This window comes from Acinetobacter sp. YH12252, assembly GCF_013417365.1.
Classification (GTDB): Bacteria; Pseudomonadota; Gammaproteobacteria; order Pseudomonadales; family Moraxellaceae; genus Acinetobacter; species Acinetobacter towneri.
Genome location: NZ_VPEA01000009.1, coordinates 71,389 through 86,651 on the forward strand (window position 1 = coordinate 71,389; position 15,263 = coordinate 86,651).

The 15,263-nt window shown below is 40.6% G+C and carries 13 protein-coding genes and 1 rRNA gene; 1 reads left to right on the top strand and 13 read right to left on the bottom strand.

All coding sequences use genetic code 11. The features are described from left to right. Positions 1 to 4: 4 nt before the first annotated feature. The 5 genes from filE to FTV28_RS10315 form a co-directional block, all read right to left on the bottom strand. Positions 5 to 1,357 carry a putative pilus assembly protein FilE gene (filE, locus tag FTV28_RS10295; RefSeq protein WP_179990331.1) on the bottom strand — a complete coding sequence of 451 codons (1,353 nt, stop codon included), beginning with the start codon at positions 1,355 to 1,357 and terminating at the stop codon, positions 5 to 7. Beyond that, positions 1,351 to 3,015, bottom strand: a complete 1,665-nt coding sequence (locus FTV28_RS10300; protein ID WP_004975217.1) for an OmpP1/FadL family transporter — start codon at positions 3,013 to 3,015, stop codon at positions 1,351 to 1,353. Before FTV28_RS10300 ends, filE begins: the two co-directional genes overlap by 7 nt. 12 nt (positions 3,016 to 3,027) lie before the next feature. After that, complete coding sequence (locus FTV28_RS10305) at positions 3,028 to 4,158, bottom strand: hypothetical protein (protein WP_179990333.1); 1,131 nt, start codon at positions 4,156 to 4,158, stop codon at positions 3,028 to 3,030. A 46-nt stretch (positions 4,159 to 4,204) separates the two neighbouring features. After that, a complete protein-coding gene (locus FTV28_RS10310; RefSeq protein WP_179990335.1) occupies positions 4,205 to 5,038 on the bottom strand; it encodes a C39 family peptidase in 834 nt (277 codons plus the stop codon). A 192-nt stretch (positions 5,039 to 5,230) separates the two neighbouring features. Then, complete coding sequence (locus tag FTV28_RS10315) at positions 5,231 to 6,235, bottom strand: DUF6160 family protein (RefSeq protein ID WP_179990337.1); 1,005 nt, start codon at positions 6,233 to 6,235, stop codon at positions 5,231 to 5,233. 255 nt (positions 6,236 to 6,490) lie between these two features. Here FTV28_RS10315 and FTV28_RS10320 point away from each other — a divergent pair, with 255 nt between their 5' ends. Beyond that, positions 6,491 to 7,831 carry an anthranilate synthase component I family protein gene (locus FTV28_RS10320; protein WP_179990339.1) on the top strand — a complete coding sequence of 447 codons (1,341 nt, stop codon included), beginning with the start codon at positions 6,491 to 6,493 and terminating at the stop codon, positions 7,829 to 7,831. A 66-nt stretch (positions 7,832 to 7,897) separates the two neighbouring features. On the opposite strand, the gene hisC is transcribed toward FTV28_RS10320, so the two are convergent. From hisC to rrf, 8 genes are all read right to left on the bottom strand, one after another. Continuing rightward, positions 7,898 to 8,986, bottom strand: a complete 1,089-nt coding sequence (hisC, locus tag FTV28_RS10325; protein ID WP_179990341.1) for a histidinol-phosphate transaminase — start codon at positions 8,984 to 8,986, stop codon at positions 7,898 to 7,900. Positions 8,987 to 9,121: 135 nt separating this feature from the next. Continuing rightward, positions 9,122 to 10,426: a histidinol dehydrogenase gene (hisD, locus tag FTV28_RS10330; protein ID WP_179990343.1), complete on the bottom strand. Its 1,305-nt coding sequence runs from the start codon at positions 10,424 to 10,426 to the stop codon at positions 9,122 to 9,124. A 186-nt stretch (positions 10,427 to 10,612) separates the two neighbouring features. Then, positions 10,613 to 11,317: an ATP phosphoribosyltransferase gene (gene hisG / locus FTV28_RS10335; RefSeq protein ID WP_179990345.1), complete on the bottom strand. Its 705-nt coding sequence runs from the start codon at positions 11,315 to 11,317 to the stop codon at positions 10,613 to 10,615. After that, positions 11,317 to 12,573, bottom strand: coding sequence for a UDP-N-acetylglucosamine 1-carboxyvinyltransferase (gene murA / locus FTV28_RS10340; RefSeq protein WP_004975199.1), 1,257 nt, complete (start codon positions 12,571 to 12,573; stop codon positions 11,317 to 11,319). Before murA ends, hisG begins: the two co-directional genes overlap by 1 nt. A 7-nt stretch (positions 12,574 to 12,580) precedes the next feature. Then, positions 12,581 to 12,832 (bottom strand): BolA family iron metabolism protein IbaG, encoded by a 252-nt coding sequence (ibaG, locus tag FTV28_RS10345; protein ID WP_004975198.1) that lies wholly within the window; start codon positions 12,830 to 12,832, stop codon positions 12,581 to 12,583. A gap of 138 nt (positions 12,833 to 12,970) precedes the next feature. Continuing rightward, positions 12,971 to 13,303: a ribosome-associated translation inhibitor RaiA gene (gene raiA, locus FTV28_RS10350; protein WP_004975196.1), complete on the bottom strand. Its 333-nt coding sequence runs from the start codon at positions 13,301 to 13,303 to the stop codon at positions 12,971 to 12,973. Positions 13,304 to 13,469: 166 nt separating this feature from the next. Continuing rightward, complete coding sequence (locus tag FTV28_RS10355) at positions 13,470 to 14,924, bottom strand: RNA polymerase factor sigma-54 (protein ID WP_179990347.1); 1,455 nt, start codon at positions 14,922 to 14,924, stop codon at positions 13,470 to 13,472. Between the two features lie 220 nt (positions 14,925 to 15,144). After that, a 5S ribosomal RNA gene (rrf, locus tag FTV28_RS10360) occupies positions 15,145 to 15,259 on the bottom strand. Between the last annotated feature and the right edge of the window lie 4 nt (positions 15,260 to 15,263).

Sequence of the window (15,263 nt, forward strand, 5' to 3'; positions counted from 1 at the left end):
GTTGTTAGCGTATCGCAATGAGTTTTAATTGCCCTTGGTTACTGAGCGCGCGATGTTCCATATCCACTGCAGAAGCCAATGGCGTTAATAATACATAGTGGCTATTTTTTGGAAGTTGCAGCATGCCCTCTATCACCTCGTGTTGTAAGACATTGCCTGCAGTATCCTGATTTCTAAAACCACCAGCACCTTCAATCACACAGCCTTTTTGATCCAGAAAAACCACAAAAGGCCAATAAAAGGTAGGTTGATTTTGCTTCGTAGCATAAGAGTTGATTTGAATATTTTGAATATTGCCTTCTAACTTCACCAATTCATAATCAAATTTTTCGGTTAAGGGAGCTCTAGGCCACAAATTTAAATCTTGTTGTGCTTTTAAGGTTTTAGCTTTATTTTTTTTGCTTTCAGCAAAACATTGCTGCCCCAAACCCTCAATTGCTTCAGCTTGATTAACACGATAATAGTCTGCAGCCAAAACAATGGCTTGAGGTTCAGCAACCGATTGCTTTTTAAATAATTTATTGAGAATGGAACGGCTTACACCACGTTCACGTTCGACCACTTGCATGCGAGTACCGCCGCCATTTTTTGTGTCAATCATGCCTTCTGGCATACTGTAAAAGCGTTTTTTTCCTTCTAAATTAAACTCCTGATCTTCCAAATACTCACTTTTAACATACTGTTCTCCCGCCATCTCCATAAAACCCGTTTGTTGGGCAGATGCATGCGATGCTTGATCTGGTGTTTTTTTAGAAACAGACACTGTGGATGGATCAATCGCAAATTGCTGAGGAAGCTGTTGTAAATCCTCTAGTACAGATGGTTTTACCGCGACTTTGTTGATCGCTGCTTCTTTTGCCAATCCTGTTTGATGAACAGATTCCGCACTGGAAATATCTTGCTGCACTGCATTTGGCTCAGTGTGTGATGCACGCAATGATGAGTTCTCTTTGCTTTGACTAGCCTGATTTTGTGACATAGCGGATTGTTCTGAGATATTCGGCTTAGACAAATTCAGTTGCTTGCTCGCCTGAACAGAAATATTTTTAGATACCTGAACGGATGTTTGAGCAGTTATCTGCTGTACTTGATGCACCTTGTCTTGCTTAAACTGGTCTTGTTGTTGGTTTTCTTGTAGTTGCTTTTGTTGGACTTGCTTTTGCTGTTGTGCGGTTTCCAACGCCTGTATCGTTTGCTTTTTTTCTGCAGCATTACGCTGCACCACAATTGGACGACCATCTGGTCCAATAATGGTGTAAAACTGATTCGCGTAACACACCGATCCCATACTGAAAATCAGTGTGAGTATCGACTTTGAAAATAAAGTCCGTTTTATTTTCCGTACTGAACTTACCATCGTGTTCTATAACTCAATCCAAGAATTGTAATTTTTGTATCCGTTTTCACATTCAAACCCGCATAAGGGTTTAACAGCAGGTTATTCACACCTTCCTTATTGGCTAAGCTACTGGTATTGGCTGGAATTTTATCCTTACTTTGTAAAAAGCCGATGGATAAATCAAGGTCTGTATCTGCATCAAAACGATATCCCACACCCAGACCGAATAAACGTGCATTATTAATTGGTACCATAGTGTTACGTTTATTGTCAGGAATCGCACTACCACGTGGTTCATAACCCGCACGCAGTTTTAAACGGTCTGTGGCTGAATATTCGATGCCAACACCCCAGTTCCACGGTGACTTAAACTCTAATGGCAAAGCTAAACTGTCATCAGACACATGCTCCGAAAGCAATTTTGCAATTTTTAATGCCGAGATTTGACGGTCAAACTCGAATTTGAATTTATCCCATGCTTTATAGTCAGTCCAACCCACATCAAAATTGACTTGTAAATCAGGCATGACTTTATATTTTATCCCCGCTTGAAAGTGCGCAGGATATTCAAAATCCATAGAAACCAAACCAGACTCACTGGCTGGAATATAACTTGGGAAACCTAAAATTGCCGCTAAAATCTGCCCTGTTGGTGAAGACATCAAACCATTAATTAACTCACGCGGTGCTTTCGAGTTATCAATATGATATTTGCCCTTCAAGCGCATTTTAGCTGCACTCTGATACACCATACCAAAGCTAAAATCTTCTGTCGGTTCCCACAAAATACCCAAGTTATAACTCGGGCTTAAACTTTGCTCAACCGCCAATTGCATTTGCCCAAAACGCGAAAATGGATTCATACCTTCTTCGGCATTACAAATCCCGAGCAACAAAATATCGGTAATGATGTCTGAATTTTCTTTAAATGGCGTACAGACGACCTCATCCACCATACGCAACATCCCGATTAGTTCATTCGGGAAGCGCAAATCGGTATTCATGGCGATAGCTTGGTAAGACATCCCAATTGACGCACCGACTGACAATTCATCATTGACTTGATAGGCAATAGATGGAGAAAGATAGGTGATACGTTCTAAGGCAACCTGTTGTCCCATAAAGTTACCAGGGTTACCATTTTCGGCACCAAAGCCTGCAATCAGCGGTGCATATAATGCGGTGGCAAAGGTCACTTTGGAACCTGGTGGATTATAGGCAATACCGTTGGTTGGCGCTGCCAGTGGCATGCCTTTACCCAAATCGACAAATTTTTTCAGAATCGGGACATACAGCGTTGGATATTCTACATCGGCTTGTACTGTACCTTTAAAATCGGTACAAAAATCGGCCAAAATTTCTGGCCCATCGTTACACACCACAGGGTCATCAGAATAACCAAATACGTCATAACCTGCTGGAACAGAAAGCTCACGCTGTACATCAAAATGTGCCAATACCCCTTGCACATCTGTTTGCAAACCTTCAATTTTGGTCAGTGCAGCAGGGTTAAAGTGAATCGCACTAATACCAGGAGGATCTGCAGTGACCGCATTCCCCATAGTCAAAGAACGAATATCGACAGATAAGTTTTGTCCAAGCTGCGCAAAAGCAGCCCCTGAACAGCCCGACAGTATAATTGCAGTCACTAACGGGCGAAGTCGTATCATTTTCATGCGACTAGCCTCTTAGCGAATTTTTTTACCGAAACCGAGAATATCCAGTGGGAATGACAAACCAAGTGATACGTCTGGCGCGTCTTCGGTCAGACCGATTCCTACCGTACCATTCACAATGGTTTCAGGCGAAACGCGCACGCCTAATGAAATAGCTAAAGTCGCACTGGTTTGGTCTGCAGGCGAATAGCTTTCACCTCCTTCATAAAAAAACTCAGAACCAGTATTGAAGCTCTGCTGATAAGACATGGTCATCGACACATCGTAGTTAAACGAATATGCAAAACCAAAAGCAAAACCACCACTAATCCCTGGCTCAAATTCTTCAATTATACGTCTACCGCGAATTTGATTGAGACCGCTTTCTTTAAAACCATAGTTGGCTGAAGCAGAAGCAAACAATACAACAGGGTCAATATATTTACGCGTACTTGCACCGATGCCTGCAGAGTAGTAACCCTTACCTGTTGATAAATCTTTAACAGGATTAATCTCGTAAGGACTATCCCCCGTTTTGGTCGATAAATTTGCGAATAAAATTAAAGGTAAACGCCCCGCTTTTAATGGGAATGGCTCCCAACGTGCACCTAAAGAAATATCCCCCAAGCCTGCTGCCGTGGCATCTTTTAACAAGTCTGACTTTGCAACCAATGGTACAGAAGCAGATAAAGTTAAATTGTCACGCAAACCATATTGTGCGGTGAAGGTGTTAGTTAATGCGTGGGACGCATTTTCTTGCACACGAAGCTGATACAACTGACCTTGAGCCATTTCAAGGTCAAGCTGCGTATCACGATGATAGGTATAATCAATATCATAATAAGATGAAATTTCACCTTGTCTCATAAGGGAATATTGACGCTCATTCGAGGTAAACACTTCCTCTAAATTCGCCTCTTTGGTTGCGTCGCCCTCTTGCTGTTGCAAAGCAGATGATGCTGCTTGTGCACCATTTGCAGCGACAACCGCACTATTTGTTTCAGCACTTGTATCTGCAGTTGATGCTGCTGTATCTGATACTTCTGCCTGTTCAGCTGTAGTTTCATATTCCCCTAATTGCGTCTCCTCTGCGGCATAAGCCACCCCAAATACCATTTGAATACTGAGAGCCAATAAGGTTTTATTCATCCATTTACGATCCATGATTTACCCCTTCCATTTTTTATTTTTGTATTTCGTGAACAACTGATTATTTGTTTTTGTAGTAGAGTCTTAAATAGCGATGCTCATACTGTCCATAATTTTCAGAATCTTTATTTAAATTACGCTCTAAACGTATAGTCGATGCTTTATCTGCAATTTTTTCCATGGCAAATTGTGGATATTGAATATCGACAAAGGCATAGCGATTCACAGTTGCGTCTTCCACATGACGCAAGTCTTTTTCTTGTAATGCCAACATAGTTTGACGATTTTGCGGTGCGACATTAATTAGAAATAAGGTGTTATTCTCCCAAACTTCTTTAAAGCGTTCTTCATCGAAACTGATATTGCCTAATGCAGGGTCTGCCACATAGACACGTCCATTTTTATATGCCTTATACACCACAAAATGTTTAAAACCTGCATAGGAAATCGGCACAATTGCAGGCTGTCCTTGTTTAACTAAATCCGAAAACTCCCCGCGATATCCACCACTTTCCATGCCCAAAGCTGCGACAAAGCGCTTCATATCCAATAGCGAAAAACTACGACGTTCAATAATTCGGTCGTATTCTCCATAACGCAGCAAGCCACTCATGGTTTGTTGCTCGTTTAATTGTGTTCCTACATAACCATTCAGCAAGGTTGTTAAAGCTGCAGAACCACAACTGTAGTCATAGGCTTGGCGCACAATTCCGCGAAATTGATCTTCTAAAGCAGGTTTAATTTGCACAGGCTCTCTGTGCATACGGGTAAAGGAATTATTTCTAGAATCCAAAGTTTCTGTGTAACGCACAGTTTCAGGATGCTGTTCTTTTAAATCAAAGGCTTGTGTGGCAGCGTAATAGATCAATGCCGAGCCCAAAGCGATCTCTAACATATATTTTTACTTTTTAGTTCTCGGCAATACCTGCCTAATATTTTTATTTTAGAGTTTTCACTCTACTTCCTTGTATTTAGAAAGATACTCGTTTTATAGAAAAAAAAAAGAGCTTTCTTTATTTTTTTGCGAACTCATCAGTTTATTTGTAAAAAAAAGCGCGTGAATTCACGCGCTTTTTCAGTTTTTAAATTAGTGACCTGAAATGGTGATAACAGCACCTTTGGTATATACACTAGCAGCTGGACTAAAGTAAGTTTGTAAACCTTGAACTTCCATATCACCAATAGAAGCAGCACCCTTACTGCCTAAATGGATACCTGCTACATAGTTATCTTTAGCACCACCAGTACTCACAATACGGATATAACCATTGTTAGTACCTTCCTTACCAATCACACTAATGTTTTGTTTTAAGGTTAAGTCCTTAGAGTTTGCATCAGTAAGTTTAATGCTATCTACATAGATTTGGCCTGCTGCACGATTACCTACAGTACCATCTCCAGTACCTGCTTTAGTAGAGTTATCTAAAATACCTAGGTCTTTGATCTCTAAACCACCCACCATTGTGGTGTTTAATTTAATCATTGCACCTTGTGGAGCCGCACCCAATTGAATATTGGCATCCATTTTACCTGTTTTTAAAGTTAAACCAGATAAAATTGCATTATAGTTTTTATCATCGTTACCACGGCGAATATTAGTTGCACCAGCTGCTGGCATAGCATTCGATGCAGATACACCAATTTCACCAATTTTGATATCTAAGCCAGATACTTGTGCCGCCACGTTGATAAATGCACTATTGGTACCTGTACCAGCGTCTGTATCAATCACTAAGTCAGCTAAGTTACGAGAAGCTAACAAGTAAGCACCATTATCATCATAGTTTGCGCCAATCACAATACCATGCTTTTCGTTTGCATTTCCAGCAATACCATTGCCTTTAATTACGATAGCACCTGCCTTTGAATTACCACCGAAACCTAAGTCTCCAGCAGCACCTTTTGCAGCCAAACCATCATTATCATGGATTAAAAGTTTTTCGATTTCGATTTTAGAAATACCAATCCCGATGCTTAAACCATCTTGACCAGTAGTTGCGCTTAATGCAGTATCGTCCATTGCCTGCATTGCCATTGCATTTGTCGTTAACGCGATTGATGATACCAAAGCAAGTTTAGTAAATTTTTTCATCTTGTTACTCTCCCGAGAGTATTATTTTTTTGGTTTTACCACTCAGTGCCAGTGATTGTGTTTTTATTTGATGAGGACAACACTGACACACATTCCTTGAGTAGCCGGTTTGCACATACAAAGGTATATCTGAGTTATTTTTTGTTCAACTGCTGTTGGTCGCAATCCACATCTTACCGACAAACGGTTATTTGCTTTTTATCTGCTGCAATCATGTAAAATAGCCTTTTAAAATCTCTCAGCTGTTTACGCTTTATGTCCTATCCTACTCATTTTAAAAAATTATTCTGTGAACCTGAATATGAGGCTGCAAGAATTTTGCAAGCTTTGGCAGCACTTTCACATTGTATTTATTTGCAAAATAATGGAAAGGCACGTATTGCTTTTTTGGCTGAACGCTATTGTGTGCAGCAAAACCATCAACATTTTTACTTTCAAAAAACGGCATTGGATCAATATGAATTAAGTCCAACTCAATTAGATTTAACAGCTCATCTCGGTGCTTTAGAAGATGCTGACACCGCCCCATTTTGCAGTGTAATGGGGTTTGTTTCGTATGATGCAGCAGCACAGCAACACATCAATATGCAGTCTCGCGCCCAACCCAGTGTTTTTTTAGGTCAATTTAAAAGCTATTTACAACAAGAAGCGACTGGTTGGTATTTTTATAGCTCTGATGAGTCTGCTGCAGAAATTTATGATTTTATCGCACACCATATACTTCAAACAGCACCCGCCAAGCCTTTCCATCTCATGACGCCTTGTCAGGCACGCTGGGATTTAACCGACTATCAACAGGCATTTAAGCGTGTACAAGACTATATCGTGGCGGGTGATTGCTACCAAATCAATCTGACACAAGAGTTTACAGCCCAAGCTGAGGGTCCGCTTTTAACAACTGCCGCAGAATTCTGGCAACTGACCAATGCGCCTTATGCAGGTTATTTACGCATCCATGATTTTGAAATTCTAAGCTGCTCACCAGAGTTATTTATTGAATTTGAAGCAGATCGTAAAATTACCACCAAGCCCATTAAAGGCACCACACCACGCTATGATGATCCGCTTTTAGATCAGCAATCTAAACTTCAATTACAAACGTCCCAAAAAGATCAGGCTGAAAATGTGATGATTGTGGATTTATTACGTAATGATTTAAGTGTTTATGCCGAAACTGGCAGCGTCAAAACGCCAAAGTTATTCAATATTGAGTCTTTTAACCAAGTGCATCACATGGTCAGTGAAGTGACCGCAACACTAAAAGCCGAGATGAATCCTTTTGATGTGTTGATGTCTGCCTTGCCAGGTGGGTCAATTACAGGCGCACCGAAAATTCGTGCCATGCAAATTATAGATGAACTCGAAGGTGCAGCACGTGGCGCCTATTGCGGCTCTATGGGTTATTTTGATGCCGATGGAACGGGTTCTTGGAATATCCTGATCCGTTCTATTCAGAAATATCAGCAAGATGTTTCATTATGGGCTGGTGGTGGCGTCACGATTGCATCTGTTTGTGAAGCAGAATATCAAGAATGTTTTGACAAGGTTTCAGCGATGTTGGACTTATTGAACCGCTGGTACAAACCTGCGCAATAGCATGTCGCAAAAACAAAAAAAGCGAGTGAATTCAATGCTTCACTCGCCTCTACGATATTTTAACAATTAAGCCAAAATATCGTATTTTAAAGTATCTACTAAGCGTTGATTTTGATCATCTGTACCAATAGTAATGCGCAAATATTGATTGATGCGTGGTTTATTAAAATAACGCACAATAATACCGCGTTCACGTAATGCTGCAGCTAATTCACCCGCATCCTGTTGAGGATGTGATGCAAAAATAAAGTTGGCGTGTGATGGCAATATCTTAAAGCCCAAGCTCGTTAAATCCGTCACCAATTTCTCACGGCTTGCAATAACTTTTTGGCATTGTGCTTCAAAATACGCCTGATCTTGAAAAGATGCCACCGCTGCTGCAATCGCAAAACGATCCATTGGATAGGAGTTAAAACTATTTTTCACGGCTTCCAGTGCGGCAATTAAATGCGGTTGCGCAATCGCAAAACCAACACGTAAACCTGCCAAAGAACGTGATTTAGATGTGGTTTGACACACCACAAGATTATCGTACTTTTCTACCAATTTTACTGCAGACTCTGCACCAAAATCGACATAAGCCTCATCAATCACGACCACTGAATTTGGATTGGCCTGTAAAATTTCTTCAATAGCGCTTAAACCTAAAGCAATACTGGTCGGTGCATTCGGATTGGTGATGATAATGCCACCATTGGCTTGCTTATAGTCATCAACTACAATTTCAAAATCATCATTTAAAGGCAAAATTTTAGTTTTCACCCCAAAAAATTGACTATATACAGGGTAAAAGCTATAGGTGATATCCGGATACAGTAACGGCTGTTCCTGAACAAAAAAAGCCTTAAAAATATGTGCAAGGACTTCATCTGAACCATTGCCAACAAAGACATTTCCAACAGCTACATTTTGCTGTTTCGCAATGGCTTGCTTAAGCTCAGACGCATCTGGGTCTGGATATAAACGCAGTGCATCTGCCGAGTTTTCTAAAACCTTTTGCACCGCTTCCACCACTTTAGGCGAAGGTGGATACGGGTTTTCATTGGTGTTTAATTTTAATAAATTTTGAATTTTTGGCTGCTCACCCGGTACATAAGGCTCTAGCTCACGTACTTCAGGGCTCCAAAAACGCATTTGTTCTGCTGTGATATTCATTTTGTATTCTCTTTAAACCCTCTCCTAACCTCTCCCAAAGGGAGAGGAATTTTCATTACTAAAGACACAAAATTTGTGTGGTTTAAATTCCCCTCTCTTTATTAGGAGAGGGTCAGGGAGAGGTTGTAATGCTATTTATGATTGATAACGATAACGTGCTGATCGTGCATGCGCATCCAGATTTTCCTGCTTCGCTAAAATATCAGCGGTTTTCGCCAAACTTTTCACGCCCTCAGCTGAACACATAATCAAACTTGAGCGTTTTTGGAAATCGTAAACACCCAATGGTGATGAAAAACGTGCCGTACCTGACGTTGGCAAAACGTGGTTTGGTCCTGCACAATAATCACCAATCGCTTCTGGTGTATAGCGCCCCATGAAGATCGCACCTGCATGACGAATTTCTTCTGCCATCGCTTGTGGATCATCCATACACAATTCTAAGTGTTCGGGCGCAACTTGGTTGATCAATTCAATCGCCTCTTGACGATCTTTGACTAAGATCAATGCACCACGATTTGCAATAGAAGTGCGGGCAATTTCAGCTTTAGGCAAATTCGCCAAGTGCTGTTCAATCGCTTGTTCAACCTGATTCAGCAATTGCGCATCTGGTGTAATAAAGATAGATTGTGCAACCGTGTCGTGCTCGGCTTGGGAAAGTAAATCCATCGCCAACCATTCAGGATTATTTTCACCTTCGGCATAAACCAAAATTTCGGATGGCCCAGCAATCATATCAATGCCAACCTGACCAAATACAGCACGTTTTGCAGCCGCCACAAAGCGGTTACCTGGCCCCGTAATTTTATCTACCGATGGGATGGTTTCTGTACCATAAGCCAATGCAGCAACAGCTTGCGCTCCGCCAATGGTAAATACACGAGTCACCCCTGCTAAATATGCAGCCGCCAAAACCAATGGATTGAGTTCACCATTCGGTGCAGGTACCACCATAATAATTTCAGGTACACCAGCAACATGCGCAGGCACGGCATTCATGAGCACAGAAGATGGATAAGATGCCAAACCACCCGGTACATAAATACCAACGCGATCTAATGGCGTGACTTTTTGCCCAAGTGTATTGCCCAAAGCATCAACATAAGTCCAGCCATCCTGCTTTTGCGCTTGGTGAAATTCACGAATACGTACAGCAGCCAATTCCAAAGCTTCACGAACTTCGTTATCTAAAGCATCAAATGCGGCTTTCAGTTGTTCCTGACTTAACTCAAGTTCTGAAAATTGATGCGCTGGATGTCGATCGAACTGTTGAGTGAGTTTAAGAACCTGAGCATCACCGTGCTGACGCACATCAGCAATAATTTGATCTACAGTTTTTAAAAGTTCAGGATCACTGACAGTTTCAAAAGCCAACAAGTCTGCAAAGGCTTGTTTAAAGCTTTGATCTTGAGTCGATAAACGTCGCATCAATTTACCCACAAGGTTTGATAGAAAAGTTTAGTTTACCTTGTTTCTAGGGCTTTGTGGGAATCTATACATGGCGAAAGCAGTATGTTTTGATGGAAATTCACGTTCAAAATCATTCAAGAACAGAATCATGGGTGGACATAAAAAAACCGTCATTAAATGACGGTTTTTTGAGAAGGCAGGATGATGGATACAAAGTTAAGCAGATTGTTTTGCCAACTCTCGTTCTGCCACAGCTTTTTCAAGTTGTGCCAAAATTGGATTGAGCAAATCTTGCTTGCGCTTAAAACTGGCTTTATTGACAATTAAACGTGAAGATACTTTACAGATTTCTTCTAGCGGCTCTAAACCGTTGGCACGTAAAGTATTACCTGTATCAACCACATCGACAATGTAATCACCCAAACCGACCAATGGTGCTAATTCCATTGAGCCATAGAGTTTAATGACATCAACCTGCTCACCTAAGCTGGCATAATATTGACGGGTCAAATTCACATATTTAGTGGCAATTTTTAAACGACCTTTTGGACGCTGCATACCAACTTTGCCCGCAGTCATTAATTTACAATTGGCAATTTTCAGATCCAGCGGCTCATATACATTTTGAGCGCCATGCTCCATCAGCACGTCTTTACCCGCAACCCCAATATCTGCCGCACCATTTTCAACATAAGTTGGTACATCAGAGGCACGTAAAATTAAAATACGCACTTGTTTATGTGTGGTTGGGAAAATCAACTTACGTGATTTATCTGGATCTTCCAGTAAATTAATTCCCGCATTTTCTAATAAAGGCAAAGTTTCTTTTAAAATTCGCCCCTTACTTAATGCCAAAGTTAAACCATGATCAAAATTGCCCATGACGTCAAAATTTGGATCATCGTTTCTCATGTCATTCATCAATTTACTCGCTTAATTTGGGCGCCTAAACCTTGTAACTTTTGTTCTACATTTTCATAACCGCGATCAATATGATAAATACGGTCAATCAATGTTTCGCCTTCTGCCGCCAATGCTGCTAACACCAACGAGAATGAGGCACGTAAATCAGTTGCCATAACAGGTGCAGCAGAAAGTTTTTCTACGCCTGTCACCACCGCATCATTGCCTTCTACCTGAATATTGGCACCCATACGTGACAACTCAGGGACATGCATAAAACGGTTTTCAAAAATAGTTTCCGAAATGGTAGCAAAACCGCGTCCAATCGCATTCACCGCCATTAACTGTGCTTGCATGTCTGTTGGAAATTCAGGATGTGGTAAAGTTCTGAAACTCACGGCTTTAGGGCGCTTGCCCATCATGTCCAGTTCAATCCAGTCATCGCCACGTGTGACTTCCGCACCCATTTCTTCAAACTTATCTAACACAGATTCTAGCAAGGCAGGATCGGTATGTGTGGTTCTGATTTTACCGCCCGTAATTGCAGCTGCAGCCAAATAAGAACCTGTTTCGATACGGTCAGCAACTACTGAATACTCACAACCATGCAAGTGTTCAACACCTGTAACCACTAAAGTATCGGTGTCTAAACCTTCAATTTTAGCGCCCATTTTGATGAGCATTTGCGCAAGGTCGGTAATTTCAGGTTCACGTGCAGCATTACGAATAGTGGTAACACCATCTGCCAATACCGCAGCCATGAGAATGTTTTCTGTTCCGCCAACAGTGACCATATCAAAGACCACTTCGCCACCTTTAAGGCGACCATTAACTTTGGCATTCACATAGCCATTTTCAACTTCAATTTCTGCGCCTAAAGCTTCAAGTGCTTTAAGATGCTGATCGACAGGACGTGAACCAATTGCACAACCACCTGGCAAAGATACTTTTGCACTACCATAGCGCGCGACCAATGGGCCAAGCACCAAAATAGAAGCACGCATGGTTTTTACCAATTCATAAGGTGCAAATTGGTTGTCCAACGTTGATGTATCTGCAATGACTGTATCGCCTTCATAAGACATTTTAATGCCCAAGCCTGCGATCAACTTCACCAAGGTATTTACATCTTTTAAATTTGGAACATTTTTCAATGTAATTGGCGTTTCTGCAAGAATCATTGCAGCAAGAAGTGGCAAGGCTGCATTTTTTGCACCAGAAATACGCACTTCACCTTCGAGCTTATTACCGCCCTGAATTAAAAATTTATCCATTAAATTATTAAGCTCCAAATAAGCTTGCTTTACGCCATTCTTCTTGTGTCATTGCACGAATTGTAACCGCATGAACTTCACCGCTGGCAATATAGCTATTCAATGGTGCATACACTGCTTGTTGACGAGCAACAGGACGCTTACCTTCAAACTGATTATCTACAATACGAAGATCAAACTTGCCGCCTTGCCCACTAACAGCAACTTCAGCCTCTGGAAAAGCAGCTTTTAAAATTTCAGTGAGCTGTTCACTATTCATCACAAAGACCTCTTATAGGACCAACGGTGTAAAAACCTGTCATTTTACTATAAATAGAAAAAATAATTCATTAATCCTATACATTATCGCAATAAAAAAAGAGGTTTATCCAAAACCTCTTTTTAAATCACATTTTAACTAGATGGCTAAAGGCTGATAATCCAACTGCATCTTCCGATGTTTCTCTAACTGACGTTTTAATTTTTCTGTCATCATCTTAATTGAAGTATACATATCATCTGCACTAGCCTGCGCAAAAAGCTCCGTTCCAGGTAAACGAATAATCGCTTCTGCAATATGATTGGCGCTACCTTTTTTAGAATGTTTATCGATTTGATGATCTTTACTTAATTTCACCTGCATACTATTGACCTGATCCAGATGTTTGGTCATTTGTGCAAATTTAAGTCGAATATTTTCTTCAATTGCAGGGGTGATAGCTAAGTGATGTCCACGAATTGTTATTTGCATAATTCTATCCCTCACCTTCATTAGGATTAGGAAGGCATAGTTCACATGATTGATTGCCAAATAACAGATCACTGTAGCGGTCACTTTAAATCATGTCTAACTATTCCTTCAAAAAAGATTCATTATTTGGTCATAATGAATCCTTAGAATAGACCGATTTTAAAAATTAGATCAAGACTTTTCGTTCAGAAGATGACGGAATATTTAATGACTCACGATATTTCGCAACTGTTCGGCGTGCTACATCAATTCCCTCTTCCTTGAGAAGGTTTGCAATTGTGTTGTCTGACAAAGGTTTACGTGGATTTTCCTCTGCAATTAATTTTTTTATCTTGGCGCGAATCGCAGTTGAGGATGCTTCTCCACCTGAACTTGTTCCAACATGACTTGAAAAGAAATATTTCAATTCAAATAAACCACGTGGAGTTAACATATATTTATTGGTGGTCACCCGTGAAACTGTAGATTCATGCAACCCCACCTCATCGGCAACATCACGCAAAATCAACGGTTTCATTCCTTCAGCACCAATTTCTAAAAATTCACGTTGATGTTGCACAATGCAGGTTGCGACTTTTAATAAAGTTTTATGACGCTCATCGACACTTTTAATAAAGTTTTTTGCATCCAACATTTGATTGCGCAAATATTGATTGTCTTCGCTTTGATCTGCGCGTTTAATCATATTGGCATAAAATGAATTGATTCTAAGCTTCGGTACAACATCAGGATTCAGCTGCACCTGCCAATGGTCCTGCTTTTTACTAACCACCACATCTGGAATTTGGTAGTCTGAATCCTGATCTTCAAATGCAGTACCAGGATGCGCTTGTAATGTTTTCAACAATGCCACGGCATGTTGTAACTGCGTAGCGTTCAAACCTGTTTGCTTCAATAGTTTTGGCAAATCATTAGAGATTAAAAGCTCATAATGTTGCATTAACTGTAGCGCTTCCTGACGGTAAGGCACATCTATAGCCAAACTTTCGAGTTGAATAGATAAACATTCCGCCAAATTACGCGAACCAATACCAATCGGCTCTAAACGCTGAATATGTTTCAAAACGACCAAAACTTCATCGTCTTCAACTTCATCTTCGTATTCCATGGAGATCAATAAATGTTGCACAGATGTAGTGATTTCAGATATTTCACAATCCAAGAAACCATTGTCATCCAAAGCATCGACAATACAGTAGGCAATGAGCTGCTCGACTTGAGAAAAATGCAACAGATTGATTTGTTGCATCATGTGCTCTTTTAAACCTAAATGTCCCTGACGATTATCCTCGCGCTCTTCATATTCCGCTGCTCCCAAACTCGTGGGTAAATGAGTGTACACATCATCCCAGTCTGTATCGACAGGCAAGTCATTCGGTAGATGATCTGCATTTAATTCTTTAGTCAAATCCTTTTGATCATGCTCTTGCTCTTCTAAGGTGGATAAACTTTCGACACTACTTTGTTCTTCGACTTTTTCTAATAAGGGATTACTGTCCAACTGAATTTGAACTTCTTGTTCAAGTTCCAAGCTCGAAAGTTGAAGCAAACGAATGGCTTGTTGTAACTGCGGTGTCAGTGACAAGGAGTTTGCAACTTTTAATCCAACCGATAACTTCATTTTCACCCACTCTTTTAAATTTATGTTTTTCAACAACTTAATATATAAGTTTTTGATAAGCAATTTCTATGCCGTTTTATTAGGTATAGCACAGATTTATCAAAAGACATAAAGATTTTAATCAGAAGTTCTATTCAATTTATTATTGTTTTTCTAACTTTATTTTCTCTCTTGCATAAAAAAACACCCCCAACGCTAGTTGAGGGTGTTTAGAATAATGAGCTGGCGATGACTTACTCTCACATGGGTAACCCCACACTACCATCAGCGCGAAGAGGTTTCACTTCTGAGTTCGGGAAGGGATCAGGTGGTTCACTCTTGCTATGGTCGCCAGCACAA